Here is a 25,302-nt window from a genome sequence, read left to right as displayed (position 1 = left end):
TCCTTCTTTTGCGGGCTCAATGGCGTGGGCGTGGCCCGCTTTGGTTGTCGGGTCAGCTCCGCTTAATAAACCGGCTTTCGATTTCCATAATCTTTGTGACGCGTCGGTCGTGGCGGCCGCCGGAAAATTCCGTTTCAAGCCACGTCTGCACCATCTGTTTGGCTACGCCGGCCCCGAGGGACTGGCCGCCGATCGAGAGAACGTTGGCGTTGTTGTGGTCGCGGCTGTTAATGACTGAGGACAGGTCCCAGCAAACCGCACAGCGTACGCCGGGAATTTTGTTGGCGGTCATCCCGCTGCCGATGCCGGCACCGTCGATGATGATCCCCATATAGTCGTCGTGTGTGGCAACGCATTCGCCGACGAGGAACGCGATGTCCGGATAGTCGACAGATTCACCGTTATGGCAGCCGAAATCGAGATATTCGTATCCTAGCTCGGTGAGCTGCTTTTTGATTGTTTCCTTGAGCTCGAAGCCGCCATGGTCGCTTGCGATGGCTACTTTCTTTTTCATCAGGTGTCCTCCTTTCCGGTTTTCTTTTCAGGAAGATTGGTTTATTCAGTAAGTTTTGCGGTTTATCTATAAATTTCTGGGTTTATCTATAAATCTTTCGATGTATCAAAAAATCCTCGTTTTGAGACAGACAGCCGGACAGCGCAGACTGCCCTCACGGCTCAGCTCGGCTACCCTCTGGAAAATCCGTCAATGACGCCTTTGAATTCTACTGCAATCAGGCTGGCACCGCCGACGAGCGCGCCGTCGATATCATCCATGACTGCCAGACTCAGGGCGTTGTCTGCTTTGACTGATCCACCGTAAAGAAGCGGCACGCGGGCTGCAGCATCGCCGAACTGATTCGTGAGCGTCTGCCGGATCGTCCGGTGTACGTCCTGCGCCTGTTCAGGTGTGGCGGCAAGTCCTGTGCCGATCGCCCAGACCGGTTCGTAGGCGACAACAACGCTGTTCACGTTCTCTACGCCATCAAGACCGGCGTGAAGCTGGCTGATAACGACTTCTCCGCTCCGTCCCTGTTCCCGCTCCTCTTTCGTCTCGCCGACGCAGAGGACCGGCTGGAGCCCTTCAGAGAGAGCCTGTTTTACTTTGAGGTTAACTTCCTCATCTGTCTCTCCTGCCTGCCGGCGCTCGGAGTGACCGAGGATCACGTAACGGCAGTCCAGTTCTTTCAGCATTGAGGCTGAAACTTCCCCGGTATGGGCGCCTTGATCGGCCCAGTGCATGTTCTGGGCACCGAGAACAATCTGATCCTGAAACTGGGCGAGCATCACTTTGACCGGATAAAGAAGAGGAAAGGGCGGACAGACGGCCACGTCACACGCGGGCGCTTCACCTTTCATGCCTTCAAACAGCAGTGCGGCCTCTTCAATCGACATGTTCATTTTCCAGTTGCCGATCACAAGCCCCCGTCTGCCGCTTTCGTTTACCGTGCCATCAGCGAGTACGCCCTGCACGCTTTTTTCCACGAGTGAGCGGATGTATTGTTCCATTGATTCCGTCATAAACGGTCAGCCTATTCCGATTTCGGGATGATGGCTTCCACTTCGCCGTTCGGGCGAGGGATCACGTGTACAGAAGTGAGTTCGCCAACACGCTGGGCGGCTTCAGCTCCTGCTTCCGTAGCTGCTTTTACTGCGCCGACATCTCCGCGTACGAGGACACTGACAAGTCCGCCGCCTACGAGTTCTCTTCCTACAAGCTGTACGTTCGCCGCTTTGACCATCGCGTCCGCTGCTTCAATTGCTCCTACTAGTCCTCTTGTTTCGATCATGCCCAGTGCTTCTCTGTTCATTGTTCTTCCTCCTTTAGTATCAGCCGCTTTTTTTGCAGGCGGCTCCTGCGTAATGTCCTGCTTGGCTTTCGGTGTTTCCGGTTGAGCCGGCTTCGCTTCAGCAACGGCCTTCTTCGGCCGTCCGCGGCGTGCCGGTTTCTTTTTTTCCTCGGTCTGTGTCTGAGACTGGTTATCTGCGCTCACAGCATGTCACCATCCTTATATGATCCGGAGTCCGTCGACAAGAACGCATCGGCGCTGACGGGTGAATGTCTTCGGCGATGTGAGTCCTTCCCCTGTCGGGCCGGCGATTGTGAGGGTGGTAAAACCTTCACTGTTATAGCCGAGTCCGCTGACGGACGGTCCGTTTTTCACAAAGATTGTTGCCTGGATCCGCTGAGCCATTTTCGTCAGGTTCGTCACGTTCTGGGAGTGCATGACCGCGGTGTGGCGGTTGCCTTTTTCTGCTTTGACCGCTTCGGCAATCGCCGTATCCACATCGCGGACTTTGACGATCGGGACGATCGGCATGAGCATCTCCGTTGTCACGAGCGGGTGATCAGCTCCTGTTTCGCAAATCAGAAGGCGCACGGAAGGATCCGCTTTAATCCCCGCTGCTTCAAGAATGACCGCTGCGTCTTTACCGACGAAATCCTTGTTCGGAAAACGGTGGCCGTCTTTTTCCACCATGACGGTTTTTAACACTTTATCGAGCTGGAAGCCTTTCAGTTCAAAGGCGCCGTTTTTCGTCATCTCCGTTTTCAGCTTGTGTGCCACGCGGTCCACGACGAACACTTCTTTTTCCGCTGTGCAGAGCACGTTGTTGTCAAAGCTTGCGCCGGTGACGATGTCCCGGGCTGCTTTTTCCAGAATCGCCGTTTCGTCCACCACAACCGGCGGGTTACCCGGCCCGGCTGCAATGACTTTTTTCCCGGTGCTCATGGCCGCTTTCACGACCGCACCGCCGCCTGTGACAACAAGTGCGCGGATGCCTGTGTGATTCATCACTTCGCCACTCGTGTCGATGGACGGTTCAGAAACGGAAGTAAGCACGTTTGCCGGTCCGCCTGCTTCAACGATGGCTTCGTTTAACAGCTGCATCGCCCGAAGCGATACGCGCTTCGCACTCGGGTGCGGGTTGTAGACAACCGTGTTGCCTGCAGCCACGAGGGAGAGGCTGTTGTTAATAATCGTGGCGCCCGGGTTTGTGGTCGGCGTAATTGATCCGACAACACCGAGCGGGGCATACTCTACGAGCGTGAGGCCGTCGTCCCCGGTGTAAGTCGTGCTTGTCAGGTCTTCTGTGCCCGGTGTTTTGTCGGCAGCGAGAAGGTTCTTCGCGACTTTATCCTCTACCCGACCAAGACCTGTTTCCTCCACCGCCAGTTCCGCCAGTTCACGGGCGTGCTTTCGGCTTACGGCGCGCATGTTTTCGATCATCTTTTTACGTGTCTTAAGTGATGTTGTACTGAATTCAATTTCTGCTTTTTGGGCTGCTGCCACGGCTTCATCGACTGTGGCGAACACGCCTTTTTCAAGCGTGATGCACTGACCCGAAGCGTCAGCATTGCCCCCGCAGCCACAGCCGCAGGACTCCTTCGACGCTTCACCCGGCTCGCCGGCTGTCACTTTGGAAACAACCTGCTCGACCAGCTTCTGAATATCTTTTTCCGAAATACTCATCTATTCGCTCCCTCCTGATTCAAAGGTCCGCTTCCCGTCAATTTCCACGTGGTCAATCACGCCCACAATGGCCGAATCGACAGGTGTATCTTTCGTAATCGCCGTCTGCCTGGCAGAGCTTCCGCCTACGACCATCACAACCTCACCGGTTCCGGAGCCGACCGTATCAATAGATACGAGCGGCTTGCCGTCCGGTTCAATCGTGACCATATCGAGAGGCTGGACGACGAGCATCTTTTTTCCATTGAGTTTCTCGGCCTTGGTCGTTGATACGACGCTGCCGACTACTCTTCCAATCATCATGACGGGTCCCCCTCTTTTCTGATGGCGACGCCGAGCTCGCGTGCCCGGTCCCTCCCCATCGGTGTGACGAGCGTTTTTTCCGGGACTACGAGCTCCGTTTCCCCGTTGCGCTCCGCCTCCTCCACATGGGAGGCAAGGACGAGAGGCCGTTTCGGCTCGTGAGGCTTCATTGCCCCAAGCCGCTGCACTGCTTTATCCAGGTTCGTGAAAACAGCTCCGTCCTCTCTCGCCTGGCGCATGTATCCGGTGATCCGCTTCTCAACCGCCGGTCTGGCAAACAATCGTCTGTACGAGCGGAGCACCAGGTCATCGTCAGCTACGAGGAACGTCCGTCCCGCCAGTTGCAGGGCAATCGCAGTCTCCGCGATCGGTTCGTCGTCGATCGTGAGCGCCAGCTTGGCAAGAAATCCGTGGCTCGCCACTGGTATGTACACCACTTCCTCCGCCTCGGCCGCTTCCGTAAGCTCTTTCCGCCCTGCTTCTTCAAGCGCCCGGGCTTCGGGAAACGACTGGCGCCAGCTCTCCCCCGCGTACATCGTCACGTTATGCTGCGCTGTGAGCGCTTTCAAATGTGCGTGCACTTGCGCAGGATTCAGAGATTCATAGTCCAGCAGGACGAGAACGTTTCTGCGTCTGGCTTTCTGCCCCGATCCTCTAAAAAAATCCTTTACCGCTTCCTGAACGAGTGCCGCAATCTGCTCTCTCAAATGCTGCCCCCTCCTTTCGGGAAAATAAAACAAGGCTTCTCTTACGTGCCTGGTTTCAGTTCGCCCACGGCTCCCTGCTTGATCCCGGCCGCATTGGCTTCATCGAGATCAATGTGCATCTCAAGTTTGTATTTTTCCGACACACGGATGAGTGTCCGGTCAAATGTCAGCGGCCGTTCACTGTTCACCATAATTTGAACCAGATCCCCGTCCTTTACGCCGAACTGGGCTGCGTCATCCGGGTGCATATGAATGTGCCGGGCTGCGCAGATGAGGCCTTTATCGATGGTTAGCTGGCCGCGCGGGCCCTGAATTTTAATTCCCGGGGTTCCTTCAATGTCACCTGAACTTCTTACCGGCGGGGTCACTCCAAAGGTGAAGCCGTCGTAGAGACTCACCTCCACCTGGGTAGCACCTCTTGCCGGACCGAGAACACGGACCCGTTCGATCCGGCCTTTAGGTCCGATCAGCGTGACGGTTTCCTCTGCCGCAAACTGTCCCGGCTGGGAGAGGTTTTTCTTTTTTGTCAGCTGGTGCCCTTTTCCGAACAGGCGTTCCACCGCGATTTCCGAGAGGTGGATGTGCCGGTTCGATACGGCAACCGGAACCTGCCCGGGCTTTAGCGTAGTGTCTGCCTGATTTTCCTGCGCGCTTCCCGACTCTTTTTCAAGTGTCTGAACAACGGCCTGCTGAATCAGTTTTCGTAGATGAGATTCGTTCATCGCCTTCCTCCTTTCAAGCGGGAGCCTCCCCGGTCTGGCGCTCAACCATGCTCTCTGCTGTGAACTGGTCCGTGATCAGTACGTTGGCGTAGCCGCCGTTGAGTGCCCCGATAATGCCCTCCACTTTGTTCAGTCCGCCTGCCACGAGTACGGACCGCTCTTTTTTCCGCAGATCATCAAGCTCAATTCCAATGGTGCGGGCTGCAAGTGTCTCATTGCAGATCCTGCCTGAGCGGTCAATAAAGGTGGAGCAGATATCGCCTGCTGCTCCTTTTTCCTTCAGGACTTTTAGATCTTCCTCGGTAAAATAGCCGGCCTGCACCAGGGAGGAATTGTCGGTCCGGTCCCCGACTGTGATCAGGGCCAGATTCGCTTTTTTCCCGAGATCAAGCGTCCGCCTGATATGCCTGTCGGCCACAATCGCCTCTTTCACGACCGGATGATCCACCACTGCGGGGAGCGGGAGAAAATGCGGTGCGGTACTGAACGTTTCTCCGAGACGATTTAAAATATCGTGGGCGTATGTGTTCGTTTCCGAATGGCTGACGCCGCCGTTCAGCTGAACTACCTTGACGCCATTCACATGCTTCGGCGTGAGGTGGCGAGTCACTTCATAGAGCGTCGTTCCCCACGTGGCGCCGATCGTATCCCCGTCCTTCACCGTATCTCTCAGGTAGGCTGCGGCTCTTTTGCCGATGGCGGTCTTGATCGTGGCGTCGTCCCGACTGGATGCGCTTACAATTATGCATTCAGCAAGGCCGTAACGCCGGCGTATCACATCACTCAGCTTTTCCGCGTCCTCTGTAGGATCGATGATCTCTACGCGGACGATGCCCTGTTCCTTTGCTTCATGGAGCAGCCGCGACACTGACGGCCTGGAAATCCCCAGTTCCGCTGCGATCTGCTGCTGGCTGTAATCGAGCTGATAGTACATTTTCGCGGCGCGGACAATCCGCTTTAGCTTTGTTGCATCCATACACTTTCCTCGCTTCGCGTCGTTCTGAACAATTGTTTATCTGTTTATGAACATATGTTTAATTTCATTATAAACGAACAGTTCAAATAAGCAACTGTTTTCGGACAATTTGTGCAAATGGAAATGAGTGGTTGGGAAGCGGGGAGGAGAGTAACTTACTGCGCAATAATCAGGCCGCCACTTTTGTAACAGGCGAGTTCTGTCCTTACTTTCGCAAAGTTCGGACATATCGTTCATTCACTCTCGAGTTATGTCCTTACTTTGACAAAGTCCGGACATTTCTTTCTTTCATTCCCGAGTTATGTCCTTACTTTGGCAAAGTCCGGACATTTCTTTCTTTCATTCCCGAGTTATGTCCTTACTTTGGCAAAGTCCGGACATTTCTTTCTTTCATTCCCGAGTTCTGTCCTTACTTTCGCAAAGTCCGGACATTTCTTTCTTTCTCTCCAGAGTCATGTCCTTACTTTCGCAAAGTCCGGACATTTCTTTCTTTCTCTCCAGAGTTATGTCCTTACTTTCGCTTAACAGGACCATAACACTTTTCCATTTTGATCTAATGCCTAATCCAGCAGGTGAGTCCCGCACAAACAAAGACCCTGCCGAATCAAACCGGCAGGGTCCTTACAGAACAAAATCTTATTTCTTATTCCTGTAAAGGTACATCGTCAGCGGGGCAAAAATGAGGATAAAAATGCCTGACACGATAAATACCCAGACAATCTGTTCAATGGTTGCGTGCCCGTGCATAAGACCGCGCACCGCATCCACGAGGATGGAAATCGGGTTCACATCTACGAAGCCCTGCAGCCAGCCCGGAAGCGTGTTCGGATCCACGAACACGTTACTCACAAACGTGAGGGGAAACATTACCATAAAGCTGGCCATCATGAGCGATTTATCAGAGCGCATGATGATCCCGAGTGTCGTCCATACCCAGGAAATGCTGAAACTGAAAAACAGCACAATTCCCACAGCAGCCAGGACGCCGAGCAGGCCGCCGTCGGCACGGAAGCCGAGAATGTAGCCGAGGCCGAGCATGACCGCGGAAGCACCTGTGTAGCGCACGGTATCCACGAGAAGTGAGCCGACCAGGGCGGACGGCAGCCAGACCGGAAGTGTCCGGAAGCGGTCGAAGATGCCTTTGCGGATATCATTGTTAATATCCAGTCCTGTGTACATCGTAATCTGAGCCACGGTCATTACAAGAATACCGGGCAGGAGAAACTGGAGATATTCCGCTGTCGAGCCGGCAATAGCGCCGCCGAACAGGTACGTAAACATCAGAAGAAAAATGATCGGAAACACCGTTACATCAAACAGCTGCTCCGGAATGTGCTTGATTCTCAAAAGCGACCGGGAACCAAACGTCATACATGAGGAAAAAGCGTTGGGCGGTTTCGGCCGCTCACTGGAAGCCACCGCTTCCCGAAGATGTTCATCCCGCACTTCCTGGCGGTCATCGTGTACAGTATCCATCAGTCTCCCGCCTCCTTTGCTTTTTCTGATTTATCCTCTGCCGGATCACCGGTCAGCGTCAGAAATACTTCATCCAGACTTGGCTGCCCGAGTGAGAAATCGCTCAGTTCGATCCCTTCACGGCCAAGATTCCCGAGCACTTCTGCAGCAAGAGACGGGTTTGACACGTTTGCGGTCAGAATAGTAGCATCGGCTGAGTCGAACACCTGCCCCGATAGCACCTGCCCGACCACCAGCTTCGCTTTTTCCCGGTCGGCCGGATCCGCGAGACGGATCGTAAGCGTTCCTGTTCCCACTGACGCTTTCAGTTCACCGCTCGTGCCTTCTGCAATGATTTTTCCTTCATTAATAACGGCGATCCGGTCAGCAAGCTGGTCGGCTTCCTCCAGATACTGCGTAGTGAGGAGCACCGTGGTTCCGCTGCTCACAAGTGTGCGGACGATATCCCACACCTGGTTGCGGCTCCGGGGATCGAGCCCTGTTGTAGGCTCATCGAGAAACAGAAGTTCCGGTGTCACCACGATGCTTGCCGCAATATCAATACGTCGCCGCATCCCGCCGGAGTACTTTTTCACCTGTCGCTTCGCGGCGTCCTCGAGACCGAAGGCGTGAAGCAGCTCAGCCGCTCGGGCTTTTGCCTGCTTGCGGGTATAGCCCATGAGCCGTCCCATGAGGACCAAGTTTTCCGTTCCGGTCAGATCCTCATCTATGGAGGCGTACTGCCCTGTCAGGCTGATCCGGCTTCTTACTTCTGCTGATTCCTTTACGGTGTCGTGCCCGAAAATGCGCGCTTCCCCGCCGTCCGGCTGGAGAAGCGTCGCCAGCATCCGGATTGTCGTTGTTTTTCCGGCCCCGTTCGGTCCGAGAAATCCGTACACCGTCCCCTTCTTAATGTTCAGGTCCACACCGTCCACGGCCCGGTGCTTTCCGAACACCTTGACGAGTCCTCTTGCTTCAATGGCCAGGTCGTCTGCTGTATGCTGACTCACTTGAATCACCCTCTTCTATAATTGCTTCTACTCTCACTTTTTCACTTTATTTCGCCGTTGGGCATGTTAGTCATCTTTTTCCTGCCCGGCAGCTACTTTTATTATAGACTAAAACCGGCTTTTTCTGCATCAGCTCAGAGTCCGGGCCTGTCTCAGCCCGGAGTCTGATTTTTTCCGGCAAAAAAGCCTGAGGGTCTGCCTCAGGCTTTTCAGTGCGTCATATTCATTTAAATGGAAGACGATCCGATCCGGAACGTTACATTCAGACTCGCTGAAATTCTTTCAAGGACGGCTACATCCATGTGTCCATCCAGGTTCCGCAGCACATCTGCGGACAGACCGCTTTTCTCGGCTACCTGTTCCGGCGTGAGGTTTCGGTTGTCCATTACCTGCTTCAACTGTTCTGCTACTGATGCCATCTAGATTCCCCCTATGTAATGATAGCGCTTTCAAATAAGTATACTAGTAAGTTCAGAAAATTTCAATAAGGGTCTCTATGGTGAGAAATCTTCTCCCCATACAATGGCTGCGCGCTTCGGTCTGACCGGAAAATCACCGGTCAGCCTGGAAGACCGTGAAGCGGCTCCGCTCATTGCTTAGGGGTTTTATGGTGAGGAAATCGCTCACCATAAAACCCTGCTACGATTCGTCCCCTTCGGACTTGCGCCATTTTTTGGAGAACGCCATCATTTCGTCCTCCTCCTCTTCTACCGGCTCCGATGGGTTAAAGAACCAGACGATGAGTGCGGCAAGGGCACAGACCGGAATCAGAAACGGATTCCCTATGGCCATGGCAAAGGACTGGGCCGCAACCGCATAAATCCCTACGTACAGAACGCCGGTCACGAGCGGCGCAATCCACCATTCCCTGTATGCAAAATAAAAAGCGAGAACCCCTGCTGCTATCGAAACAGCGGGGATGACCGCAAAATAAAGTAATATGTCCAATCGAGACACTCCCTGCTTAAGCATCATTCAAATTCCAGTATAAGCGATCTGCCGTGTTTTTCCCATCCTCTATAAGAGATAAGCCGCAAAAAAGCACAGGGCTCATTCGCCCCGTGCTTCACAGTTATCTTCTGAATGCCCCTAATTGTTCACTCAGCTCTCTTGTTTTAGCGTATACATCCTGATACAGCCGGAAGTGCTCATCGTATACTTCCTGGTTCAACGGATCAGGGAGATACTCTTTATCCACTTCCACAAATGTATCGGCACAAGCCGAGAGCGTCTCGTACCAGCCGCATCCCACGGCGGCGAGCATCGCTGCCCCCATGCCCGGCCCCTGTTCACTCGCCAGCTTCACAATTTTCGCCCCGAAAATGTCCGCCTGCATCTGTAGCCAGACGTCATTTTTCGCTCCACCGCCAATGGACACGATCGTATCGATTGTTTTTCCGTTCTCTCTGAAAATCGCGGCCGACTCGTTAAGAGAATAGGTGATTCCCTCCAGAATCGCACGGACAAAATCCTCCCGGCGGTGAGAGGCGTCCATTCCGATAAAACTCCCTCTGATTTGTGCATCCGCATGTGGTGTTCTCTCCCCGTTAATATAAGGGGTAAACAAGAGCCCATTTGCACCAGGTGGGACCTGATCCACGTTTTCAAGCAGACTGCCAAAGTCCTCTCCTTTGGCAAACACATTTTTAAACCAGCTCAGACTGTGTCCGGCAGCCAGTGTGACCCCCATCGTATACCAGGCACCCGGAGCTCCGTGGTTAAAGTAATGAACCGATCCGTCAAAGTCCTTATTGTGGTCTTTTTCATAAGACAGCACAACGCCTGACGTGCCAATGCTAACCAGCGTTTTACCGTCCTCAAGGATGCCGGCTCCAATGGCTCCGCAGGCATTGTCGGCGCCTCCGGCAAATACTTTCAGTGACGCAGGCAGTCCTGTTTCCTCTGTAGCGCGAGAAGTGATCCGGCCTGTTTCATCTCCCGGCTCCACGAGTGGTGGGCAAAAACCTTCCGGAAGTTCAAATACCCTGCACAGTTCCTCACTCCACGCTTTCTGCGAAATATCCAGGAGAAGCGTTCCTGCAGCATCGGAATACTCCATATGAAGCTTCTCCGTCAGTTTAAGACGAACGTAATCTTTTGGTAAAAGAAACGTAACCGCTCTCGAGAAGATCTCCGGTTCGTGCTTTTTTACCCAGAGAATTTTAGGGAGCGTAAACCCCTCAAGAGCGGGATTTTTCGTAATCTCGAGGAGCCGTTCTTTTCCCGCTTTTTCGTCTATCTCCCGGCATTCCGCTGTTGTTCTCGTGTCATTCCAGAGAATCGCCGGGCGAAGAGGTTCGTGCTTCTCATCCAGCAGCACCAGTCCGTGCATCTGTCCGGAAAAGCTCATACCCTCGATATCTTGAGGGCTGCCGGAAAATCCGGTCACAAGTTCGGACAGTCCGGCAATCGTTTCCTTCACCCAGTCGTCCGGATCCTGCTCGCTGTATCCTCCGGAAGTCTGGTAAAGAGGATATGGCCGTGATACCTCATGAACGACCGTTCCGTTCTGATCAACCAGCATCAGTTTGACTGAGCTGGTGCCCAGGTCTGCACCAATCACATACTTCATTTTCTTTTCCCTCCCGACTGTCCTGAATTATTCTCCAGCGTACGCACGGAGCAGGTACTGATTGATGACCGCTTTTATCCGCTCCTGTTTGCCGGACTGATTCTTAATTTCCCCCAGGCCAAGAGCATGGTCCTCAAGCTGTTTAAAACCTGCCTTCCCGTCCACGATGTCCTTGCCGATGCCTTCTGTATAACTCTTGTAACGGTTTGCAACCAGATCCTCCATAACGTTATCATCGACCAGCTTCTGCGCCACCTTCATTCCAACTGCAAAAGCATCCATACCGGCAATGTGGGCTTCAAACAGATCTTCCGGTTCAAAGGAGCCCCGTCTCACTTTTGCATCAAAGTTCAGGCCGCCTGAGCCGAGGCCGCCGTTTTTAATAATTTCATACATCGCAAGAGTCGTAGAATACAAATCTGTCGGAAATTCATCCGTATCCCAGCCAAGCAGCGGGTGTCCCTGGTTGGCATCGACCGATCCGAGCATGCCGTGGGTGCGGGCATAGCGGAGTTCGTGCTCAAATGTATGGCCGGCCAGCGTGGCGTGGTTGGCTTCAATGTTAAATTTAAAGTGATCCTGCAATCCGTAGTGCTGGAGGAATGCATACCCGCTTGCCACATCGAAATCATACTGATGGGAGGTCGGTTCTTTTGGTTTCGGCTCAATGAGGAACTGGGCGTCAAAGCCGATTTCCTTTGCGTAATCAACCGCCATATGGAAGAAGCGGCCCAGGTTGTCCAGCTCCAGTTTGAGGTCAGTATTAAGAAGCGTCTCATACCCTTCGCGGCCGCCCCAGAACACATAGTTTTCGGCACCTAGCTCTTTTCCAATTTCGAGCCCTTTTTTCACTTTCGCAGCAGAGTAGGCAAACACATCCGCATTACTGGAAGATGCAGCTCCATGTACAAAGCGGGGATTCGTAAAGTTGTTCGCTGTATTCCATAGAAGCTTCGTTTTACTGTCTTTCATATATTCTTTAATCATTCCGGTAATCTCATCAAGGTTCCGGTACGTTTCTTTCAGACTGTCACCTTCAGGGGCAATGTCCACATCGTGAAAACAGAAGTACGGCACACCGAGCTTTTCGAAAAACTCAAAAGCGGCTTCCACACGTGCTTTCGCCAGATCCATTCCTTTAAAGTTATCCCATGGGCGGTTCGCTGTTCCGGTCCCGAATGGGTCCGAGAGATCCTCTGTAAACGTGTGCCAGTAGGCCACACCGAAACGGAGGTATTCTTCCATTGTCTTCCCGCCAATTTTTTCCTGCGGGTCATAGAATTTAAACGCATGTGGATTAGTGGACTGAGGCCCTTCATACTTAACCGCTTCAACTGATTTAAACATTGTCATTATCATTACCTCCGGAAGATTATATTTTTCTTTGTTGATTCAATAGATAAACAAAGGTATTCTACATACTGAAGATCCCTGATCATGTAGCTCACTATAATGAGAGGAGGGATTTTATGAGCCGCGCTTTATACAGCATGGCAGAGTGGATTACCCGTTTTGCCTATATCAATGTGTTATGGATGTTATTCACCCTTGCCGGCGCTGTCTTGTTCGGCCTCTTTCCGGCTACAATCGCCCTGTTTTCCATCATCAGACAGTGGCTGAAGGGAGAGACGGATCTCCCCGTCTTCCGAACGTTCTGGAAGTACTATAAAACTGACTTCCTGAAAAGCAATCAGCTTGGGATCGTGATTTATCTGCTTTCATCCATTTTTATTTTCAATCTCTTTTTTCTTCATGCCAGCATCGGAGAACTGTTTACGTGGACTTCTGCCCCTCTTCTTGCCGGCCTGCTGCTGTTTCTGCTGATTCTGTCCTATCTGTTTCCCGCCTATGTTCATTTCGACCTGCCTCTTTTCAAAACGGCCAAAAATGCCTTTTTGACAATGCTCGTCAGTCCGGGACATACGCTTTTGATGGTCATCAGCCTCGGGGCTTTTTACGTGCTCGTATCCGTGATCCCCGCTCTGGGCTTTATTTTCGGGGTCAGTTTCTCCGCGTTCATTATGATGCGGTTTGCTCACCATGCCTTTAACCGGATCCAGGAAAAACAGCAGCCTTCCTGACTGCCCGCTTTCCAGCGGGTGGTTTTTTTATCAGTTTTCGCAAATGTTGTTTTAAGTCGCTGCAGGCGGACGCTTTCCGCGGGCATCGCTTCAGCCCTCCTCGGTGAAAACGCCCTGCGGGGTCTTCACCTGATGCTATTCCCGCTGGAGTCACCGCCTTTCGCTCCATAATTAATTTGGTCAATAGTAACAATCTAAACGAACCCAGCGTTTTTACATTTACCCCTTAACCGCACTTGAGGAAATCCCGTCCACAATTTTGTTGCTGAAGAACAGGAAGGCTACGAGAATCGGGAGCACGCTGATGACAAGCGTAGCACCGATCGCCCCCCAGTCGGTCATGTACTGACCCACAAAATTCTGGATTCCCACCGTCAGCGTTTTGTAACGGTCAGACGCAATGAACGTATTCACAAATACAAATTCATTCCAGTTATAAATCATATTGATAATAGCCGTAGTCGACAGGATTGGCGTTGAAATGGGTAAAATAATCCTGAAGAACAGCCGGTGGAGCGACGCCCCGTCAATAATGGCAGCTTCCTCGATTTCCTTTGGAATCGTATAAAAGAACCCGAGCAGAATCATCATTGTAATCGGCAGGTTATACGCCGTGTAGGTCAGAACAATAGACCAAGGATTATCGATGAGGTTCACGCTTAAAAACATGCTGAACAGCGGAATTAATGATGAATGAATCGGAATCATCAGTCCGACCATAAACAGACCGAGGAAAAATTTATTCAGCTTCCACGTCATTCTGGTAATCACGAAAACAGCCATACTGGCAAACAGCAGCGTCAGTACAATCGAAACACCGGTAATCCAGACACTGTTAAAGAAATAGTTTCCGATTCCTCCCTGCCAGACGTTTACATAGTTCTGCCATTGAATTTCACTCGGAAGAGCAAAAGGGGATCCTGCAAATATTTCACGATTATCCTTCAGTGAAAAAAGAAACAGCCAGACAATCGGGAAAATCTGAAAGACCGCCACAATACTCAAACAGATATACAGCAGAAAGTAGCCGATCCGTCCCATATGTACAACCTCCCCCTAATATTGAATTTCTTCTTTATCTGCAGTCAGTTTACGCACGACTAATGTAACCAGAAGGGTAATTAAAAGCAGCATAAACGCGACAGCGCTTCCGTACCCGAAATTATTGTTCGCAAATGCCAGCTTGTACATATATGAAGCCATGACTTCACTTGCCCCGTTCGGTCCACCACCGGTCATAACCCAGATCAGATCAAAGTATTTCAGTGAACCGATAATGGCGAGAACCACAGTCACTTTTACTACCCCCATAATGAGAGGAAGTTTAATCTTGAATGCAATCTGAACCGGTGTCGCACCATCAATTTTGGCCGCTTCCACGATGGACTCCGGGATGCCTTTAAGTGCTGCATAGTAAATAAGAATATAAAAACCTGCGTACTGCCATAGGATCGGCACAAAAATCGAGTACAGGACGATGTTCGGATCCGCAAGCCACAATGGCGGATTCTGAACACCCAGTCCCCGGAGAATTTCATTTAACATCCCGTTGGAAGGATTGTAGATTTTGATCCACAACTGGGCGATCGCAACAGACGACAGCAGCATCGGAATAAGGTAGATTTTTCTTAAAAAATCCGACCCTTTAATCTTCGAAGCAAGAATCATAGCCACAGCAAGGTAAATGATCAGGCTCAAGGTTGAAAAGAGTGCCAGCAGAAAAGAATGACCTGCGCTCCTCCAGAAGACCCCGTCCTGAATGACATTTATATAATTGGTGAGGCCGATAAACTCCATCGAACCAATGCCATCCCACCTCATCAGACCGTAATAGCCTGTCAGAATCAATGGAATGAAGATGAGAATACCAAGCAGCAGCATTGCAGGCAGAATATAAAGGGTGATAAACCATTTGTCTGACATGACTTTATTCATATTCCACAACTCCAATAATCAAGAATGGAAAAGGGCAATCAGAGACTGCCCTTTTCAAACCGGTGCATTTCTGTTTCAGCTCCGGATGTACGCCTGCATTATTCCTGAGAAAGAGCCTCTTCATGACGCTCGGCAAATTCCTCCGGCGTAATTTCAAGACCAAACAGGGACTGAATCAAATCCAGGTGTGTCTGGGCCACAGACGCGCTCATCTGAACATCCGCATAAAGCGTAAGGTTGGTTGCCTGGTTGAGATCTTCAAGAACTTCCACATACATGTCCGGAAGCTCGAGCTCTTCACCATCCACAACCGTAGCCGGAATAACACCTGCTTCACTCACAGCACGCTCGCCCCACTCGTTGACAAAATAGGATGCAAACTGCTTGGCCTCGTCCTGAACATCGGAGTTTTCACTCACGAACAGTCCGACACCGGGGCCGCCGACAAAGCTGTCCTTGTCGCCTTCACCATCAACGGTCGGGAACTTAAAGTAGCCGACGTTGTCACGGAATTCCTGTGGAACGTCCTCATTTGTCGTATAGTTCGGCAGGTCCCACGTAGCAATCATGTACATGGCTGCCTGGTCGTTCATAAACATACTCTTTGCTTCTTCATCAGCAAGACCGTTGAATCCGCTTACAAATGAATCATTCTGAACCAGCTCCTGCACTTTAGCCGCTGCTTCCACAAGGGCCGGATCTTCAAATGAACCGCTTCTGTCAATCGCACTGTTCAGGGCATCTTCCCCGCCGATCCGGTCGGCAAAGTACATGTACCACATGGAACCAGTCCAGCGGTCTCTGTTTCCAAGCGCGATCGGCTCTACATTATTTTCATCCAGTGTATTGATCACTTCTTCAAGCTCATCATAGGTTTCCGGCGCTTCTAGCCCATGCTCGTCAAAGATCGCCTGGTTGTAGTAGACATACACGGTATTCAGCTCAAGTGGAAGGCCGTAGGTTTCCCCGTCTTTTTCGTAGGCTTCAAGTGTTCCTGCCACAAAATCATCTCTTAAACCCTCTTCTTCCAGAAGTTCATTGAGCGGTGCAAACTGATTGCCGTTTACAAACGGATCAAGATAGCCTGCAGCCCATGTCATTCCCACGTCAGGAAGCTGGTTGGATGATGAGAGGACTGTCATCTGGTCCTTGTACTGCTCGTTACTCAGCACCTGCATATCAATCGTAATATTACTGTTCTCCGCCTCAAAATCCTCAATAATTTCATTTACGATACGGTGATGTTCAGCCGAGCTTCCCTGAGGCCAGAGATGCATAAACTCAACTGTTGCCGATTCCCCGCTGTCCCCGCCATTGCTTCCTTCCACATTAGCATCATCGGATCCTCCACAGCCTGCAGCAACCAGACCGAGCGCAGCCAGAGCAGCAAACGAAGAAATCGCTTTCATTTTCACCATGATGTTTCCCCCTTAATATTTAGAAAAATAAGAATGTAAGTTCAGAATAGCACCGGAATCATAGTTTGTCTAGTGGATAAACTAAGTGTATAATAAAAAAATAAATGCTATAATAGATTTCACAAAAGCGTTTTCAAATAATTCAAACTTAATCTTCACACCACCTGAAACGCTAAGAGACGATAACTATTAAAAGAAAGTGTGGAGCCTGCCATGAAAATGATTCAGACATTCAATCAGCACGTTGTTAAAAAAAGAAATAAATCGCTCGTTCTTCATTCCATCATTCATTCCTACCCGATTTCACGGGCCGGCATTGCCGCCCAGACAGGCCTGAATAAAGGAACCGTGTCTTCCATGGTCAGTGATCTCCTTGAAGAGGACCTCATCTCCGAATCCGGTCCGGGGGTTTCAAGCGGAGGCAGACGTCCGGTGATGCTGCTTTTCAATCAGGCTGCCGGCTACTCCATCGGCATTGATATCGGGGTAAATTATATTCTCGCTGTCTTATGTGACCTTCAGGGAAATATCTGCAATGAGAAGCAGATGAAAGTGGAGGATCTGTCCCTCGACGATGCGAAAGATATGCTCTTTCAGGTTATTGACTCCCTTATAAAGGAAATGCCGGACTCCACCTATGGCGTTGTAGGGATGGGAATCGGTGTACCGGGGACGGTCAGTCTCACAGGTGAGATTCTTCTTGCTCCAAACCTTGACTGGAGAAACGCAGATCTGAAAACCGTGATCGAGGACCGCTACCAGGTCCCTGTCCGCATCGAGAACGAAGCCAACGCCGGTGCCTACGGCGAAAAAAAGTTCGGTGCCGGAAGGGAACAAAATGACATTATTTATATCAGCGGTGGCATCGGGATCGGAGTCGGCCTGATCCTGAACGGAGAACTGTACAGAGGACATAACGGGCTTTCAGGAGAACTCGGTCACATGACCATTAATATGGAAGGCCCAGCCTGTAAATGCGGAAATAGAGGCTGCTGGGAGCTGTATGCATCAGAAAAAGCCCTCCTGAAAATGGCAGCAGAGCAAAGTGATTCTGGGAACCGTCCGTCACTGGAATCCATCATCTCCCATGCAGAGAACGGAGATGCTGACACGATCAGACTGATCGGAACCCTCAGCCGCTATCTCGCTGTCGGAATCAACAGCATTATCAACAGCTTTAATCCAGAGCAGATCATTATCGGCAACAGGCTTGCCCTCCTTCAGGACTGGCTCGATCCTGCTCTCACGGACTGTCTCCAACAGTATGGAGCCGTCCCTTCCCGGAAGGATTTCCATCTTCACTTTTCCAGACTCGAAAAACGATCCGCCGCACTCGGAGCCGCTGCCTTCTCGGCAGAACAGTTCCTTGCGGTAAATATTGAAGAAAAGGACGAGGTGATGAAGTAATGACCACGATTCAAAACCCTATTCTCACAGGATTCAATCCAGACCCGAGCATCTGCCGTGCGGGTAAAGACTATTACATTGCCGTATCCACGTTCGAATGGTTTCCCGGAGTGGGCATTTATCATTCGAAGGATCTGAAAAACTGGCGTCTCGTTTCAAGACCTCTAAACCGGCTCAGCCAGCTGAACATGACGGGAAATCCCGACTCCGGTGGCATCTGGGCTCCTGCTCTCTCATACAGCGACGGACAGTTCTGGCTCATCTATACCGACGTGAAAGTCACAGAGGGCCAGTGGAAAGACTGTCATAACTACCTCGTGACCTGTGACACGATCGACGGCGAGTGGTCGGAGCCGGTACATATGAACAGCTCAGGCTTTGACCCCTCCCTTTTCCATGACGACGATGGCAGGAAATACTTCGTTAACATGGTCTGGGATCCACGGGTGGATAATCATCCTTTTTACGGCATCGTCCTGCAGGAATACAATGCCGAAGAGAAGAGACTGACCGGACCAAAAGAAATCATTTTTAAAGGGACCGATGTGAAGCTTACCGAAGCTCCGCATCTGTATAAAATCAACGGCTATTATTACCTGTTAACAGCTGAAGGCGGTACAAAATACGATCACCAGGCTACTATTGCCCGCTCGGAAAATCTATGGGGCCCTTATGAAGTGCATCCGGAAAACCCGCTCATCTCGTCTTTCGCTGTGCCGAGAAACCCGCTTCAGAAAGCGGGCCATGCCTCGATCGTGGAAACCCATACGAATGAATGGTTCCTTGTTCATTTAACAGGGAGACCGCTGCCGATGGAAGACCAGCCCCTGCTTGATCCACGCGGTTTCTGTCCCCTTGGCAGGGAAACAGCGATTCAGCGGCTTGAGTGGAAAAATGACTGGCCGTACGTTACCGGCGGAAACCAGCCCTCAACGGAAATAACAGGTCCCGCCATTGATGAAGTGAAGTGGGAAGAGGCGGTAGAGAAGGACGATTTTGATGGAGAAAAGCTGAGCCAGGACTTTCAGACACTTAGGATTCCGCTGGGTGAACAGACCGTCTCTCTTCAGGACCGCCCGGGCCATCTTCGCCTTTACGGCAGGGAATCGCTCACGTCTAAGTTCACCCAGGCCTATGTGGCACGGCGCTGGCAGCATTTTCAGTTTCAGGCGGAAACGAGAGTTGCCTTTCAGCCTGAGTCCTTCCAGCAGGCTGCCGGTCTGGTAAACTACTATAATACCCAGAACTGGACGGCACTGCAGATCACCAGGGATGAGGAAAAAGGACGGATTCTTAAACTGACTGTATGTGATAACTTCTCTTTTTCAGGGCCGCTTAAAGGCCGTGAAACCATCATCCCCGAAGATGCTGAGTATGTTTACCTGCGGGTAGAGGTGGATACAGCCGTTTACCGCTACGCCTACTCGTATGATGGAAGCAGCTGGACAGATATTCCCGTGGAGCTTCCTTCATGGAAACTGTCCGATGACTACATTCAGGGTGGCGGTTTCTTTACAGGTGCTTTTGTGGGCATGCAGTGCCAGGACACATCAGGCGCCGGACAGCCTGCAGACTTTGACTACTTCAGTTATAAAGAAAAATAATGTCCTTTAAACAAACCGGTCTGCCTTGAACGGCAGACCGGTTCTTTTTCATTTCATCAGAGAGAGTCCAGTTCCTCCCGGTACGCCATGGCCGGTGACGTGCCCGGCCTCGTGACGGATAATGCCGCCGCGCGGTTCGCTTTACGGCAGGCGTCATGAACCTCGTCTCCTTCAGCCAGAAAAACGGCCAGTGCACCGTTAAACGCATCACCTGCACCGGTAGTGTCCACCGCGTTGACTTTGACTCCCGGAACCAGTGTCCCTTCCCCGTCTGTAAACACATAGCATCCCTGTCTTCCGAGCGTGATGATGACCGTGCCGACGCCTCTTTCCGCCAGCTTCCGGGCGGCGAGGTGCGCGGTCGTTTCATCCTGGACGTCTATACCGGTCAGGAGGCGGGCTTCCGTTTCATTGGGTGTGATGTAAGCCGCTTTGGCCAGCAGGTCGTCACGAACCTCCTGAAACGGCGCAGGGTTTAAGATGAGCGGCTTGCCGTGACGCTCAGCCAGGTTCACCGCCGCCTCGACCGCCTCCATCGCCGTTTCCAGCTGAACCAGCACCACGTCGGCACCCGTGAACGCTTCGTCTGCGGCGGCCACATCTGCTGCTGTGAGTTTCCCGCACGCACCGGGAGCGACGATTATCATGTTTTCCCCCTCATCATCCACGGCGATCAGCGCCGCCCCGGTCGCTTCATCCGGATCACGGGTGATCCAATTTGTGTTGATCCCCTCCCTGGAAAAATTGCGAAACGCCTCTTCCCCGAACGGATCCTCGCCTACTTTCGTCACCATTGTCACGTGTGCACCTAAACGGGCGGCTGCCACGGCCTGGTTGCCTCCCTTTCCACCCGGTCCCATCTGGAACGGGCCGCCGAGAACCGTTTCACCGGCTTTCGGCATATGAGGCGTGCGGCTCATTAAATCGGCTATGTAGCTTCCCACTACGAGTACGTCTGCCATTGTGATCACCTTTTCTTTTTTTCTGTCTGCCTACCTTTTCCACAAAGGGCCTGTGTGTTCCTTTATTTTCCGGGAGCTGCGCCTCATGAAGATAAACGCGCCCTTTGTCCGCGGTGTCAAACCCGCTCTGCTGCGGGGTTCTGCATTTTCTTTACGAGTGTCTGCATTTTTCCCGGGAGGTCTGCGTAAAATAAAAACGAACATATGTTCTTGTTTTCTGCGGTAAAGTTCTTTATGATAAGTACAGGAGGGATGACCGATGAACGAGAAGGACCGGGGGACGATCAAGTGGACGTCGCTTATGCTGCCTGAGCATGTGCGCATGCTGAAGGAGCATCAGGAGGCGTATTTTAAGGTGGCGCGGCCGGAGCTTGATCCGCAGCAGCTGGAGGAATTTGAGCGTACGGTGTGTGAGGCGATGGGGCTGAATCGTGAGCTGGCGGTGACGTACTGGGAGAACGGATACCATCACCAGGTGTATGGCTATGTGCATTACATCAATTATGTGGCGAGGAAGCTGCATGTGGCAACGGCGGAGGGGGATGTGGCGTACCTGATGTTTGATTCGCTGACGGATGTGCGATTTCCGGACTAGGGTGATTCAGGATTCCGGACGCCGTTTTTTCCTGGGGACCCGGTACCGTTCCACGATTCGGGCGGACGTGACGTCCCCGTTTGCGATCTCCAGTTCCACGGTGTCGCCCTGTTTCACTTGCACGGGCAGGCGGTCAACGGGCAGTGAGAACGCTGTGCCTTCCGCATCCACAGGAAGAAAATAAGCGAGAATGTGATTCTCCACCCGATCCACGATGTAGGTTCCCATGGCATTCACTCCTTAAACCGTTCAGGGACGGTTCTTCTTTTTTATTTTTTCGAGCAGATTCACGGCTTTTTTTCTTCTTGCTTCGGTCTCTTTATTCAGCACCCGGGCCTGTTTGACCCGGCCATCGCTGTCGAGGGCAATTTCAAGCAGGTCCCCTTCCCGCACCTGGGCGGGAAGATAACGAAGGGAGAGGGAGAAATCCTCTTCCTCCCCGTTGTCAGGAAGCAGAACGGCGTAGGAGCCGTCTACGATCCGGTCCACTGTGTACATGCTTTCTTTATCCACGCTCATCACCTCAGACGGTTATATCATTCTCGATCGCCGCGAACCGGGCTTCACCGATCCCGGAAACGTCCATGATCTGTTCAATGGACTGAAAGAGGCCGTGTGCGTTTCTGTGATCGATAATATTCTGTGCCAGAGCGGGACCGATGCCTTCAAGCTGCTGAAGTTCGGCGGAACCAGCCGTATTGATATTGATGAGCCCGTCATCGCCGTCACCAAGATCCCCATCCCACGGCGCAGTATGAACCGTTACCTGGCCGTTTGACGCCGTCATTTCAGTATGTCCACTGACGGCTGTGGAGTAAAGGGTGGTACCGCGGTCAAGGAAACGGTCGACCACCACCTGATGAGGGTGGCCGTAGCGGTTGTTTTCCCCGTAGGAGAACACTGCCATCTCAGGATTTACTGCATCGAGAAAGAACGGCCTGGAACTCGTATCGGAGCCGTGATGACCCACCTGAAGAACATCCACACCTGAACCGAAGTCAAAGCTGTCGACGATCCGCTGCTCCCCCGCTGTCTCCGCGTCCCCTGTAAAAAGGAACGTGCTGCCTTCGTAGTCAATGTAAAGAGACAGGGAGCCGTCGTGCAGGGAATCCCCCGGAAGCCCGGAGTTGACCACCGTCACATCGGCCGATCCGAAGCCAAACGCCTCGCCAATTTCCGGCACGTGAAACGGAATATCATGGTCATCGATATATTCCAGGTAGTTTATGTACGTCTGCGTTGTGTGGGGGATACCTGAATCGAGCACCGTTCCGATTTCCATTTCCTCCATAACGGTGACCATGCCGCCGATATGATCGGCGTGGGCATGGGTCGCCACGAGCCAGTCAATCGTATCAATTCCTGCCTGATTCAGGTAGTTGACAATCATCTGACCGCCGGCACCTGTCCCGGCATCAATCAGCATCGTTACGCCATCATTGTGGAGCAGCGTTGCATCCGCCTGTCCCACATCAAAAAACACCACGTCCATTCCATCTGACTGGAAAAAAGTGTTCAGATCCTCCTCATCGGCACTTTCCGCATAGGCACTCATTCCACCTGCAAATGCAGAACCTGCGTACATCTCTCCTGCCCCGAAAACCGTTAACACCATCAGCATTGCCAGTAAACTGCTCACCCACGTTTTCATCTGTAAACCCTCCTGTTTTTTCCCGGATAACGTAATCGTATAGGAAAAACAATAAAATCAGGTTACAGGAATGTTAATGAACGCTGTTTGAACAAAGTAACGTAAATGGACCCGGTAAGGTGTGCACAGCATTTTCTTTTATGTGGAAAAAGAGAATACAAATGTCCTGCAGTGTAAAAGTTAAGGCTGTGACTATTTTCAGGAGGTGTGTGTGATGCAGGCAGGACGCGCAAGCGAAATCAGCCAGTCACCGGTGATGGCGAACGTAACATATTTTGAAACGCCGGTTTATATTCAGCATGTGGACGAACAGAACGGGACAGCCCGGATTTTTCCACTGGACAACCCCGAGCAGGAGCAGGAGGTTCCCCTCTCCCAGCTGACAGAACACTGACGGAGGAGGCGATCGACGATGAGTGGATGGAACAGACAATCAGGCCGGAACCTGAACACCCAGCAGCACGAATCAGTGGATCGCGCTGCGCTTGAGGATGAAAAGATCGAATCCGATGTAAAGAAACAGAACGGGCTCAAGGCTCCTGAAGCTGCGGGACGTGATATCACGGTACGGTCAGAAAAGCAGGAGGACGCAGCCGGGCCAAGGTAGCCTGCTGCGTCTCTTTTTTATGGCTGTGTTCGTACAGATTGCTGCTATTGACCACTTTATTATGGAGCGAAAGGCGGTGACTCCAGCGGGAATGGCATCAGGTGAAGACCCCGCAGGGCGTTTTCACCGAGGAGGCTGTAGCGGAATAAAACAACAATTTTTCCAAAACACAGCTTTTTTTATTTCTCCGCTGTGTCTTTTGTCTCGAGAACCGTACCACGGCCTTTTGGGACAATCACGGCGGCAAGTGAATTCAGAATCATCCCGAGACCGAGGCCGATAAACAGACCGGGAGCGACATTACCAAAAGCAAGGCCGAAGCCGAGGCCAAGAAACAGCCCGCCGGGAATAAGCATATTATTCACCCTGGTTCCTCCTTCAATTGTTTGGTTTATTTTAACATATGTACGCAGGAGGATTGGGAAAAAGATGCAAAAAAAATACGCCGCCCCGGCAGGCGGCCGTCCTCAAGTATGTGATGTCTTCAACCGGGTTTGCAGTTGGATTACCTGCCTGCTTCCGCAAGGAGCTGAGCGTTTTCGTGACGACTTCTTGTGAGTTCGAGTTCCTGGAGGGTCAATCTTGAAATCATACGCCCATCCTCTGTTTCAAAAACCCCTGCCCGGTTCAGTTCCTGAATGATGATCTGTCTGCGCAATTCCACTGTACGATTCCTCCTCAATTTTTTCCATCTGTTACTTTTAAATACCCCCTATCAGCGGAATGAAACCTCCAAGATGTAAATTATTTGTAAATCACCTAACAGAAACTCTGACACAAGCCGCCTCCTTCATCCTGTGCTATACTTTTTGAAAACCCAACAACCACAGGAGGCCTTCTTCTCATGACCAAACGCAAACTGCTGATTACCCACTCCATTGATGACCGTTATCTGGACGAAATCCACACGATCGTTCCTGACTGGGACGTGATTGCAGGCAAGGACCGGGATACGTGGCTTCCTCACATCCACGACGCCGAAGTGATTGCCGGCTGGAAAAAGGAAATGAACGATCCGGTTAAAAACGGGGACAATTTGCTTCGATGGCTTCAGACGTGGAGCGCCGGGATCAACAGCCTTCCTTTGACCGACCTCGAAAAGAACGGCATCAAAGCGTCAAGCGCCAACGGGGTCCACGCCAATCCCATATCCGAAACCATTCTCGCCCTTATGCTCGGACTCACGAGAAACATTCATACATACGTCCGCCAGCAGCAGACGAAAACGTGGCACCACGCCAACAACGGCCTTGAAATGCACGGCAAAACGGCCGCCATTGTCGGCACTGGCGCCATCGGCCGGGAAACAGCACGGCTTTTAAAAGCGTTTGGTATGACCACCCTGGGCGTACGAAACTCCGGAGATCCTTGTGAGGGTATCGATGAGATGATCACACCGGATCAGCTGGACCGCATTCTCCCACGCTGCGATTACGTCATCCTTACGCTTCCATTAACCGAAGCAACCCGTCATCTGTTTGGAAAAAAGCAGTTTGACCTGATGAAGGAATCATCCTTTTTTATCAATATCGGCCGCGGACAGCTCGTCGTGGAGCGCGACTTAATTGATGCGCTCGAGTCCGGGGCGATTGCCGGTGCCGGTTTGGATGTGTTTGAAACGGAACCACTCAATGAGGCGAACCCGCTCTGGGAAATGAACCAGGTGATCGTCACCCCGCATACCTCGGGCTCAACCGTTTACTACAACGACCGGGTGATGGAGGATATCTTTATCCCGAACCTGAGAGCGTACGTATCCGGTGAACCACTGCCGGTCAATCCGGTTGATTACAAAAAAGGATACTGAAACGAGCAGCACCTGGAATA

General features: G+C 51.8%; 30 protein-coding genes. 7 read left to right on the top strand and 23 right to left on the bottom strand.

The features are described from left to right. Positions 1-52: 52 nt before the first annotated feature. From rpiB to xylA, 14 genes are all read right to left on the bottom strand, one after another. Positions 53-514: a ribose 5-phosphate isomerase B gene (gene rpiB, locus CR205_RS12310; RefSeq protein ID WP_110520237.1), complete on the bottom strand. Its 462-nt coding sequence runs from the start codon at positions 512-514 to the stop codon at positions 53-55. 170 nt (positions 515-684) lie between these two features. Continuing rightward, positions 685-1,518 carry a triose-phosphate isomerase gene (tpiA, locus tag CR205_RS12305; RefSeq protein WP_268877420.1) on the bottom strand — a complete coding sequence of 278 codons (834 nt, stop codon included), beginning with the start codon at positions 1,516-1,518 and terminating at the stop codon, positions 685-687. A gap of 11 nt (positions 1,519-1,529) precedes the next feature. After that, positions 1,530-1,808, bottom strand: a complete 279-nt coding sequence (locus CR205_RS12300) for a BMC domain-containing protein (protein WP_110520937.1) — start codon at positions 1,806-1,808, stop codon at positions 1,530-1,532. A 198-nt stretch (positions 1,809-2,006) separates the two neighbouring features. Next, positions 2,007-3,470: an aldehyde dehydrogenase family protein gene (locus CR205_RS12295; RefSeq protein WP_110520235.1), complete on the bottom strand. Its 1,464-nt coding sequence runs from the start codon at positions 3,468-3,470 to the stop codon at positions 2,007-2,009. Next, positions 3,471-3,773, bottom strand: coding sequence for a EutN/CcmL family microcompartment protein (locus CR205_RS12290; RefSeq protein ID WP_110520233.1), 303 nt, complete (start codon positions 3,771-3,773; stop codon positions 3,471-3,473). It lies immediately after the preceding gene. Continuing rightward, the gene (locus CR205_RS12285) at positions 3,770-4,480 is read right to left on the bottom strand and encodes a hypothetical protein (RefSeq protein WP_110520231.1); all 711 of its coding nucleotides are present in this window, start codon (positions 4,478-4,480) and stop codon (positions 3,770-3,772) included. Before CR205_RS12285 ends, CR205_RS12290 begins: the two co-directional genes overlap by 4 nt. Positions 4,481-4,521: 41 nt before the next feature. Beyond that, positions 4,522-5,202, bottom strand: a complete 681-nt coding sequence (locus tag CR205_RS12280) for a phosphate propanoyltransferase (RefSeq protein ID WP_110520229.1) — start codon at positions 5,200-5,202, stop codon at positions 4,522-4,524. A 13-nt stretch (positions 5,203-5,215) separates the two neighbouring features. Beyond that, entirely contained in the window at positions 5,216-6,178 is a 963-nt protein-coding gene (locus tag CR205_RS12275) for a sugar-binding transcriptional regulator (RefSeq protein ID WP_110520228.1), read from the bottom strand. Positions 6,179-6,814: 636 nt separating this feature from the next. Then, on the bottom strand, positions 6,815-7,654 hold the full coding sequence (locus CR205_RS12270; RefSeq protein ID WP_110520226.1) for an ABC transporter permease: 840 nt from the start codon (positions 7,652-7,654) through the stop codon (positions 6,815-6,817). Further along, complete coding sequence (locus CR205_RS12265; protein ID WP_407923569.1) at positions 7,654-8,643, bottom strand: ATP-binding cassette domain-containing protein; 990 nt, start codon at positions 8,641-8,643, stop codon at positions 7,654-7,656. The genes CR205_RS12270 and CR205_RS12265 overlap by 1 nt, the downstream gene beginning before the upstream one ends. A 227-nt stretch (positions 8,644-8,870) precedes the next feature. Then, positions 8,871-9,062, bottom strand: coding sequence for a helix-turn-helix domain-containing protein (locus CR205_RS12260; protein WP_110520222.1), 192 nt, complete (start codon positions 9,060-9,062; stop codon positions 8,871-8,873). Positions 9,063-9,282: 220 nt separating this feature from the next. Further along, a complete protein-coding gene (locus CR205_RS12255; protein WP_110520220.1) occupies positions 9,283-9,591 on the bottom strand; it encodes a hypothetical protein in 309 nt (102 codons plus the stop codon). 124 nt (positions 9,592-9,715) lie between these two features. Then, positions 9,716-11,215: a xylulokinase gene (gene xylB / locus CR205_RS12250; RefSeq protein ID WP_110520218.1), complete on the bottom strand. Its 1,500-nt coding sequence runs from the start codon at positions 11,213-11,215 to the stop codon at positions 9,716-9,718. Between the two features lie 27 nt (positions 11,216-11,242). After that, positions 11,243-12,568, bottom strand: a complete 1,326-nt coding sequence (xylA, locus tag CR205_RS12245; RefSeq protein ID WP_110520216.1) for a xylose isomerase — start codon at positions 12,566-12,568, stop codon at positions 11,243-11,245. A 116-nt stretch (positions 12,569-12,684) separates the two neighbouring features. Here xylA and CR205_RS12240 point away from each other — a divergent pair, with 116 nt between their 5' ends. Then, positions 12,685-13,296 (top strand): YesL family protein, encoded by a 612-nt coding sequence (locus tag CR205_RS12240; RefSeq protein WP_110520214.1) that lies wholly within the window; start codon positions 12,685-12,687, stop codon positions 13,294-13,296. A 219-nt stretch (positions 13,297-13,515) separates the two neighbouring features. Here the strand turns inward: CR205_RS12240 and CR205_RS12235 are convergent, their stop codons facing one another. The 3 genes from CR205_RS12235 to CR205_RS12225 form a co-directional block, all read right to left on the bottom strand. Next, positions 13,516-14,337, bottom strand: a complete 822-nt coding sequence (locus CR205_RS12235) for a carbohydrate ABC transporter permease (protein ID WP_110520212.1) — start codon at positions 14,335-14,337, stop codon at positions 13,516-13,518. Positions 14,338-14,352: 15 nt separating this feature from the next. Then, complete coding sequence (locus tag CR205_RS12230) at positions 14,353-15,231, bottom strand: carbohydrate ABC transporter permease (RefSeq protein WP_110520210.1); 879 nt, start codon at positions 15,229-15,231, stop codon at positions 14,353-14,355. A gap of 98 nt (positions 15,232-15,329) precedes the next feature. Further along, positions 15,330-16,649, bottom strand: coding sequence for an extracellular solute-binding protein (locus CR205_RS12225; protein WP_110520208.1), 1,320 nt, complete (start codon positions 16,647-16,649; stop codon positions 15,330-15,332). A 213-nt stretch (positions 16,650-16,862) separates the two neighbouring features. On the opposite strand from CR205_RS12225, the gene CR205_RS12220 reads away from it, so the two are divergent. Further along, entirely contained in the window at positions 16,863-18,056 is a 1,194-nt protein-coding gene (locus tag CR205_RS12220; RefSeq protein ID WP_110520206.1) for an ROK family transcriptional regulator, read from the top strand. Continuing rightward, the gene (locus CR205_RS12215) at positions 18,056-19,660 is read left to right on the top strand and encodes a glycoside hydrolase family 43 protein (protein ID WP_110520204.1); all 1,605 of its coding nucleotides are present in this window, start codon (positions 18,056-18,058) and stop codon (positions 19,658-19,660) included. Before CR205_RS12220 ends, CR205_RS12215 begins: the two co-directional genes overlap by 1 nt. A gap of 56 nt (positions 19,661-19,716) precedes the next feature. Here CR205_RS12215 and rbsK read toward each other — a convergent pair whose 3' ends face one another. Next, positions 19,717-20,622 (bottom strand): ribokinase, encoded by a 906-nt coding sequence (gene rbsK, locus CR205_RS12210; RefSeq protein WP_110520202.1) that lies wholly within the window; start codon positions 20,620-20,622, stop codon positions 19,717-19,719. Positions 20,623-20,881: 259 nt separating this feature from the next. Here rbsK and CR205_RS12205 point away from each other — a divergent pair, with 259 nt between their 5' ends. Then, positions 20,882-21,217, top strand: coding sequence for a YolD-like family protein (locus CR205_RS12205; protein ID WP_110520201.1), 336 nt, complete (start codon positions 20,882-20,884; stop codon positions 21,215-21,217). A 6-nt stretch (positions 21,218-21,223) separates the two neighbouring features. On the opposite strand, the gene CR205_RS12200 is transcribed toward CR205_RS12205, so the two are convergent. The 3 genes from CR205_RS12200 to CR205_RS12190 are packed head-to-tail and all read right to left on the bottom strand — an operon-like array spanning position 21,224 to position 22,868. Beyond that, positions 21,224-21,445 (bottom strand): hypothetical protein, encoded by a 222-nt coding sequence (locus CR205_RS12200; RefSeq protein WP_110520199.1) that lies wholly within the window; start codon positions 21,443-21,445, stop codon positions 21,224-21,226. Positions 21,446-21,466: 21 nt separating this feature from the next. After that, positions 21,467-21,730, bottom strand: a complete 264-nt coding sequence (locus CR205_RS12195; protein ID WP_110520197.1) for a DUF3006 domain-containing protein — start codon at positions 21,728-21,730, stop codon at positions 21,467-21,469. Positions 21,731-21,740: 10 nt separating this feature from the next. Further along, complete coding sequence (locus tag CR205_RS12190) at positions 21,741-22,868, bottom strand: helix-hairpin-helix domain-containing protein (protein WP_110520195.1); 1,128 nt, start codon at positions 22,866-22,868, stop codon at positions 21,741-21,743. Between the two features lie 214 nt (positions 22,869-23,082). On the opposite strand from CR205_RS12190, the gene CR205_RS12185 reads away from it, so the two are divergent. Next, positions 23,083-23,262 carry a small acid-soluble spore protein H gene (locus CR205_RS12185; protein ID WP_110520193.1) on the top strand — a complete coding sequence of 60 codons (180 nt, stop codon included), beginning with the start codon at positions 23,083-23,085 and terminating at the stop codon, positions 23,260-23,262. A gap of 18 nt (positions 23,263-23,280) precedes the next feature. Continuing rightward, entirely contained in the window at positions 23,281-23,475 is a 195-nt protein-coding gene (locus tag CR205_RS12180; protein WP_110520191.1) for a hypothetical protein, read from the top strand. 179 nt (positions 23,476-23,654) lie between these two features. Here the strand turns inward: CR205_RS12180 and CR205_RS12175 are convergent, their stop codons facing one another. Together CR205_RS12175 and fbpA are read right to left on the bottom strand one after the other, a co-directional pair. Continuing rightward, positions 23,655-23,840, bottom strand: a complete 186-nt coding sequence (locus CR205_RS12175) for a hypothetical protein (RefSeq protein WP_110520189.1) — start codon at positions 23,838-23,840, stop codon at positions 23,655-23,657. Between the two features lie 140 nt (positions 23,841-23,980). Continuing rightward, complete coding sequence (gene fbpA / locus CR205_RS20105; RefSeq protein WP_142669894.1) at positions 23,981-24,139, bottom strand: Fur-regulated basic protein FbpA; 159 nt, start codon at positions 24,137-24,139, stop codon at positions 23,981-23,983. Between the two features lie 180 nt (positions 24,140-24,319). Between fbpA and CR205_RS12170 the strand changes: the two genes are divergently transcribed. After that, positions 24,320-25,282 (top strand): D-2-hydroxyacid dehydrogenase, encoded by a 963-nt coding sequence (locus CR205_RS12170; RefSeq protein WP_110520187.1) that lies wholly within the window; start codon positions 24,320-24,322, stop codon positions 25,280-25,282. The last annotated feature ends 20 nt before the right edge of the window (positions 25,283-25,302 follow it).

Source organism: Alteribacter lacisalsi (assembly GCF_003226345.1).
Lineage (GTDB): Bacteria > Bacillota > Bacilli > Bacillales > Salisediminibacteriaceae > Alteribacter > Alteribacter lacisalsi.
Note: the sequence above shows the minus strand (reverse complement) of the source record. Positions and strands in the feature narration are given on the sequence as shown.

Coding starts and splice junctions, on each gene's coding strand:
- CR205_RS12275 (WP_110520228.1), bottom strand. CDS start 6,178: ATGGATGCAACAAAGCTAAAGCGGATTGTCCGCGCCGCGAAAATGTAC.
- CR205_RS12290 (WP_110520233.1), bottom strand. CDS start 3,773: ATGATGATTGGAAGAGTAGTCGGCAGCGTCGTATCAACGACCAAGGCC.
- CR205_RS12215 (WP_110520204.1), top strand. CDS start 18,056: ATGACCACGATTCAAAACCCTATTCTCACAGGATTCAATCCAGACCCG.
- xylA (WP_110520216.1), bottom strand. CDS start 12,568: ATGACAATGTTTAAATCAGTTGAAGCGGTTAAGTATGAAGGGCCTCAG.
- CR205_RS12260 (WP_110520222.1), bottom strand. CDS start 9,062: ATGGCATCAGTAGCAGAACAGTTGAAGCAGGTAATGGACAACCGAAAC.
- xylB (WP_110520218.1), bottom strand. CDS start 11,215: ATGAAGTATGTGATTGGTGCAGACCTGGGCACCAGCTCAGTCAAACTG.
- CR205_RS12180 (WP_110520191.1), top strand. CDS start 23,281: ATGAGTGGATGGAACAGACAATCAGGCCGGAACCTGAACACCCAGCAG.
- CR205_RS12240 (WP_110520214.1), top strand. CDS start 12,685: ATGAGCCGCGCTTTATACAGCATGGCAGAGTGGATTACCCGTTTTGCC.
- CR205_RS12230 (WP_110520210.1), bottom strand. CDS start 15,231: ATGAATAAAGTCATGTCAGACAAATGGTTTATCACCCTTTATATTCTG.
- rbsK (WP_110520202.1), bottom strand. CDS start 20,622: ATGGCAGACGTACTCGTAGTGGGAAGCTACATAGCCGATTTAATGAGC.
- CR205_RS12185 (WP_110520193.1), top strand. CDS start 23,083: ATGCAGGCAGGACGCGCAAGCGAAATCAGCCAGTCACCGGTGATGGCG.
- CR205_RS12270 (WP_110520226.1), bottom strand. CDS start 7,654: ATGGATACTGTACACGATGACCGCCAGGAAGTGCGGGATGAACATCTT.
- CR205_RS12300 (WP_110520937.1), bottom strand. CDS start 1,808: ATGAACAGAGAAGCACTGGGCATGATCGAAACAAGAGGACTAGTAGGA.
- rpiB (WP_110520237.1), bottom strand. CDS start 514: ATGAAAAAGAAAGTAGCCATCGCAAGCGACCATGGCGGCTTCGAGCTC.
- CR205_RS12200 (WP_110520199.1), bottom strand. CDS start 21,445: ATGGGAACCTACATCGTGGATCGGGTGGAGAATCACATTCTCGCTTAT.
- CR205_RS12235 (WP_110520212.1), bottom strand. CDS start 14,337: ATGGGACGGATCGGCTACTTTCTGCTGTATATCTGTTTGAGTATTGTG.
- CR205_RS12205 (WP_110520201.1), top strand. CDS start 20,882: ATGAACGAGAAGGACCGGGGGACGATCAAGTGGACGTCGCTTATGCTG.
- CR205_RS12190 (WP_110520195.1), bottom strand. CDS start 22,868: ATGAAAACGTGGGTGAGCAGTTTACTGGCAATGCTGATGGTGTTAACG.
- CR205_RS12220 (WP_110520206.1), top strand. CDS start 16,863: ATGAAAATGATTCAGACATTCAATCAGCACGTTGTTAAAAAAAGAAAT.
- CR205_RS12225 (WP_110520208.1), bottom strand. CDS start 16,649: ATGGTGAAAATGAAAGCGATTTCTTCGTTTGCTGCTCTGGCTGCGCTC.
- CR205_RS12280 (WP_110520229.1), bottom strand. CDS start 5,202: ATGAACGAATCTCATCTACGAAAACTGATTCAGCAGGCCGTTGTTCAG.
- tpiA (WP_268877420.1), bottom strand. CDS start 1,518: ATGACGGAATCAATGGAACAATACATCCGCTCACTCGTGGAAAAAAGC.
- CR205_RS12170 (WP_110520187.1), top strand. CDS start 24,320: ATGACCAAACGCAAACTGCTGATTACCCACTCCATTGATGACCGTTAT.
- CR205_RS12295 (WP_110520235.1), bottom strand. CDS start 3,470: ATGAGTATTTCGGAAAAAGATATTCAGAAGCTGGTCGAGCAGGTTGTT.